The 4,446-nt window shown below is 65.3% G+C and carries 5 protein-coding genes; 2 read left to right on the plus strand and 3 right to left on the minus strand.

The features are described 5' to 3' along the window. Positions 1 to 650: ZIP family metal transporter (locus RI841_RS03090; protein ID WP_310704116.1), on the minus strand; the 650-nt coding region annotated here is incomplete at its 3' end. A 138-nt stretch (positions 651 to 788) separates the two neighbouring features. On the opposite strand from RI841_RS03090, the gene RI841_RS03095 reads away from it, so the two are divergent. Next, positions 789 to 2,084, plus strand: coding sequence for an aspartate kinase (locus tag RI841_RS03095; protein ID WP_310704117.1), 1,296 nt, complete (start codon positions 789 to 791; stop codon positions 2,082 to 2,084). Positions 2,085 to 2,087: 3 nt separating this feature from the next. Here RI841_RS03095 and RI841_RS03100 read toward each other — a convergent pair whose 3' ends face one another. Together RI841_RS03100 and gap are read right to left on the minus strand one after the other, a co-directional pair. Then, entirely contained in the window at positions 2,088 to 2,834 is a 747-nt protein-coding gene (locus RI841_RS03100) for a sulfite exporter TauE/SafE family protein (RefSeq protein WP_310704118.1), read from the minus strand. Between the two features lie 78 nt (positions 2,835 to 2,912). Next, positions 2,913 to 3,935 carry a type I glyceraldehyde-3-phosphate dehydrogenase gene (gene gap / locus RI841_RS03105; RefSeq protein WP_310704119.1) on the minus strand — a complete coding sequence of 341 codons (1,023 nt, stop codon included), beginning with the start codon at positions 3,933 to 3,935 and terminating at the stop codon, positions 2,913 to 2,915. A gap of 381 nt (positions 3,936 to 4,316) precedes the next feature. Between gap and RI841_RS03110 the strand changes: the two genes are divergently transcribed. Beyond that, positions 4,317 to 4,446 (plus strand): pyruvate kinase (locus tag RI841_RS03110; protein ID WP_310704121.1); only part of this gene is annotated, 130 nt, incomplete at its 3' end.

A 4,446-nucleotide genomic window follows, 5' to 3' on the forward strand; every position in this document is an offset into this window, starting at 1 on the left:
GCCCGGGGCAGCAGGTGGGTGGCCCCCACATAGACCAGGGCCCCCGCCGAGAGTCCCAGCAGCGCCCCCAGGGTCGAGGCGTCGATCCGGCTGACCAGCGGATAGGAGACCAGCATTCCCAACGGCGTGGTCGCCGCCGCCGCCAGGAAGGCCAGCCACATCGCCTTGCGTTCGGCGAGCCCGCCGCGCAGCAACAAAAGGTAGGTGATGATCCCCTCGGGAAACTCGTGCAACACCATCCCGACAGTCGCCAGATATCCCGTCAGGATACTGACCGTGAAGGTGATGGAGTAGATGAAACCGTCGATGAAGGAGTGGAAGCCGATGCCGAGCATCGGCACGACGCCGATGGCGACATTCTGCCCGTCCGGCCGGCGCTCGCAGACGAAGGCGGTGAGAAAGCGGTTGAACAGGTGCAGCCCCAGGAACCCGACCAGCAGCCATGCCGAAGCGTCGGGGTTCATCGACAGCGCGCGAGGGATGATGTGCAGGAAGGAGGCGGAGACCAGCACCCCCGCGGCGAAGCACATGAAGTAGGTGGTGTTGCGCTGCCCCCAATCGGCGAAGCGGCGGATGGTGTAGATGCCCAGCGTGGTCACCAGCGCCGCCAGCAGGCTCGTGACCAGAGCCGTCCAGAAAGTGTTCTCCATTGCGCCTTCCCTGCGAAACGCCCCGCGAGCAACCGGGCCAACAGCCCTCAGGGTAGCAGCGGCATGACGCCCTTTCCCCGAGCGGCAATTTCACGCAAGGTAGCATCAGTCACCACAGCGAACGGCGGGAGGATTCGGATGACTCAGGTCTTCAAGTTCGGCGGCGCTTCGATCCAGGACGCCGCGGCCATCCGCCATCTGGGCGAGCTACTGGCCCGTTTCAGGGCGCGCCCGCTGGTCGTGGTGGTCTCGGCCATGGGCAAGACCACCAATGCCCTGGAGGCGCTGCTGGCTGCGGCAAGGGAGGGGGGAGCCGACGACTATCGCGACCGTCTCGAGACCCTGCGCCGGGAGCACCTGACCACGGTCGAGGCCCTGTTCGGCGCGAAGGCCAACCCCGTGGCAGAGCGGGTCGAGGCGCTGATCACCGAGCTCGACCGTCGCCATCACCGCCATGCGAGCCGTGAGCGCCCCTTCCACTATGACCAGACCGTCTGCTTCGGCGAGCTGCTCTCCACCACCATCGTCAGTGCCTGGCTCGACGAGGCCGGCATGGCGACGGAGTGGCGGGATGCCCGGGAGCTGGTGATCACCGACGATTGCCACCAAGCGGCCAATGTCGACTGGCAGGCCACCGCCGAGAGGGTCCGCGACCTGGCGGCAGACGATGGCAGGATCCGCGTCACCCAGGGCTTCATCAGCGGCACCGCCGAGGGCGTCTCGACCACCCTGGGCCGCGAGGGCTCGGACTTCAGCGCGGCGATCCTCGCCCACTGCCTCGAAGCGGAGGAGATCACCATCTGGAAGGACGTGCCGGGGCTCTTCAATGCCGACCCGCGGCGGTTCGACAACGCGGTTCAGCTCGAGCAGATCTCTTATGACGAAGCCATCGAGCTGGCCTGGCATGGCGCCAAGGTGATCCACCCCAAGACGCTGGGCCCGCTGCAACAGAAATCGATCCCGCTGACGGTGCGCTCCTTCCAGGATCTTGAGGCGCATCCCAGCACCATCGGCCGGGACACCCGGTTCGATACTCAGACGCCCTCCCTGGTACTGCGCGAGGCACAGACGCTGCTGGAAATACGCCCCCGGAACTTCGCCTTCATGGACGAGGCTCGCCAGCACGACATCCTCGGCCGCCTGGTGGAGGCGGGACTGCATGCTGGCCTGATCGATGCCGGGGCGATGCGTCTCTCGCTCTGCCTGGACGGCCACCCCGAACACCTGGAGCCGCTGATCACCTCGCTGTGTGCCGACTATGCGGTGCAGCGTCGCGACGACCTGACCCTGCTTACCGTGCGCCATGGCGACGACGCCCTGCTGGCGGCCCTGAGCGCCGGGCGCGACAGCCTCGCCGAACGGCGCAACGCCGATACTGCCCAGCGGCTATTTCCCGGCAGCCAGTGCCGGGGAACCTGGCACATCCCGATGTAAGGCTCAGCCCAGCGCCCGGACCAGCAGCTGCACGCCGACAATGGCCATGGCCAGGATCACCAGGCGGTAGAAGAGACGTTCGCTGACCCGGTGCTGCAACCACAGGCCGCTGCGAACGCCTGCCCAGGCTACTGGTACCAGTACGAGCGATGCCCCGACACTGGTCAGGTTGATCTCCCCGAGCCACAGATAGGGCGGCAGCTTCATCAGGTTGACCGCAGCGAAGAGAATCGCGCTGGTGGCGATGAAGGCCTGCTTGCTCAACCGCCGGGGAACCAGATAGAGGTTGAGCGGTGGCGCCCCGGCATGGGCCAGGAAGCTGGTGAAGCCGCAGCCGACACCGGCCGGCAGTGCCCAGCGGGTCGAGAGGGGGCGCTCCGCGCTGGGCTTGAGCAGCATATAGGCGGCAAACAGCAGGGAAATCACACCCAGGATAAAGCGGACGCCATCCTCGTCCAGGCGACCGATCAGCAATGTGCCGATGACCACCCCGATGGCCAGCCCCGGGAGAACGCGACGCACCTCGGTGCGGTCGTGGTGCCCCCACCAGGCCTTCACCGTGAAGGCATCCATCACCAGCAGCAGCGGCAGCAGCAGACCGGCCGCCTCGATGGGACCGATGGCGAGCGCCATCAGCGGCACCGAGAGAGTGCCGAAGCCTCCGGCGAACCCGCCTTTGGAGACACCGGTGAGGTAAGTGGACACAACGATGAGGGTCCAGGCCAGCCAGGAGTAGTCGGGGAGCGACATGGTCCTTCCTTGAACGAAACGACGCCGGGCCACGGTAGTGGCCCGGCGTCATGATACCGCAGGAGTCGGGGCTGAGCATCAGGCAGCGTGGCACTTGCCCCCGGCGGCCGCGTGCATGGCCAGGGCAGTATCCAGCATGCGGTTGGAGAAGCCCCACTCGTTGTCGTACCAGGCCATCACCTTGACCAGGCGGCCGTTCACCCGGGTGTGGTTGGCATCGAAGGTCGAGGAGTGGGCATCATGGTTGAAGTCGATGGAAACCAGCGGCTGAGCGTTGACTGCCAGTACGGGGGAGGCCTCGGCAGCATTGGCCAGGATCTCGTTGATCTCCTCCCGGGTGGTCTCGCGACCGGCGGTGAAGACCAGGTCGACTAGCGAGACATTGATCACCGGCACGCGCACGGCCAGGCCGTCGAACTTGCCCTCAAGCGCCGGCAGCACCAGGCCCACCGCGGCGGCGGCGCCGGTCTTGGTGGGAATCATCGAGTGCGTCGCGCTACGCGCCCGGTAAGGATCCTTGTGGTAGACGTCGGAAAGATTCTGATCATTGGTGTAGGCGTGAACCGTGGTCATCAGACCGTTCTCGATACCCACCGCCTCATGCAGCGCCTGGGCCACCGGGGCCAGGCAGTTGGTGGTGCAGGAGGCATTGGAAACCACCTTGTGCTCGGGCATGAGCACACCCTCGTTGACCCCATACACCACGGTGGCGTCGGCATCGGGGCTCGGCGCCGAGATAAGCACGCGTTCGGCGCCCGCCGCGAGGTGCTTGGCGGCAGCCTCGCGCTTGGTGAACAGGCCGGTGCACTCCATCACCAGGTCCACGCCCAGGGACGACCAGGGCAGCGCCGCGGGATCTCGTTCGGAGAGAATGGCGATGCGCTGGCCATCCACGCTCATGCTCTCCTCGTCGTGCTCGACGGCGAAGGGGAAGTGACCGTGCACGGTGTCATGGCGCAGCAGGTGCGCATTCATTGACGGGTCGCCGAGATCGTTGATGGCGACCACCTGCACGCGATTGCGGTAGCCGTTCTCGTAAAGGGCACGCAGCACGTTGCGGCCAATGCGGCCGAAACCGTTGATGGCAATCTTGAGCGTCATGGCGTTGTTCTCCTCGGTCCTATTGTGTTCTATGGATCGTGGCGGAGCCGATGGGCCAAGAGGGTCCTGGCGAGCGCCCGGCTCGAGTCGCTTCTGCGCGATCGTCATCCCTGCGCGATGGGCCACGTGTCGTCTGCCCCATAATGTGGACCAGTCGTCTCTGTGGCTCAAGCGATTTTTAGTAACTTTACAACATATAGTTCTTCACTCACTCCAGGCGACAACACCATGCCTCTACGCGTTTAATCGCCACAGAAGGGGAAACGGTCTCGTGAAGGCCCCTGGAAGAGGAGGCCTGAACAGCGGCCACAATGTAGTAAACTTACCTCAAAGACGTTATCGTGATCAGATAACAACTCGCGTCCACCGGAGGAGTCCGATATGTCGACCACCCCACTGCACACCCCCATCCGTCGCACCAAGATCGTTGCCACCCTGGGCCCGGCCAGCGACCGAGAGGGCGTCCTGGAGGCGATGCTCGAAGCCGGCGTCGACGTGGTGCGCCTCAACT

Origin of the sequence: Halomonas sp. (assembly GCF_031581305.1) — a bacterium.
Lineage (GTDB): Bacteria > Pseudomonadota > Gammaproteobacteria > Pseudomonadales > Halomonadaceae > Halomonas.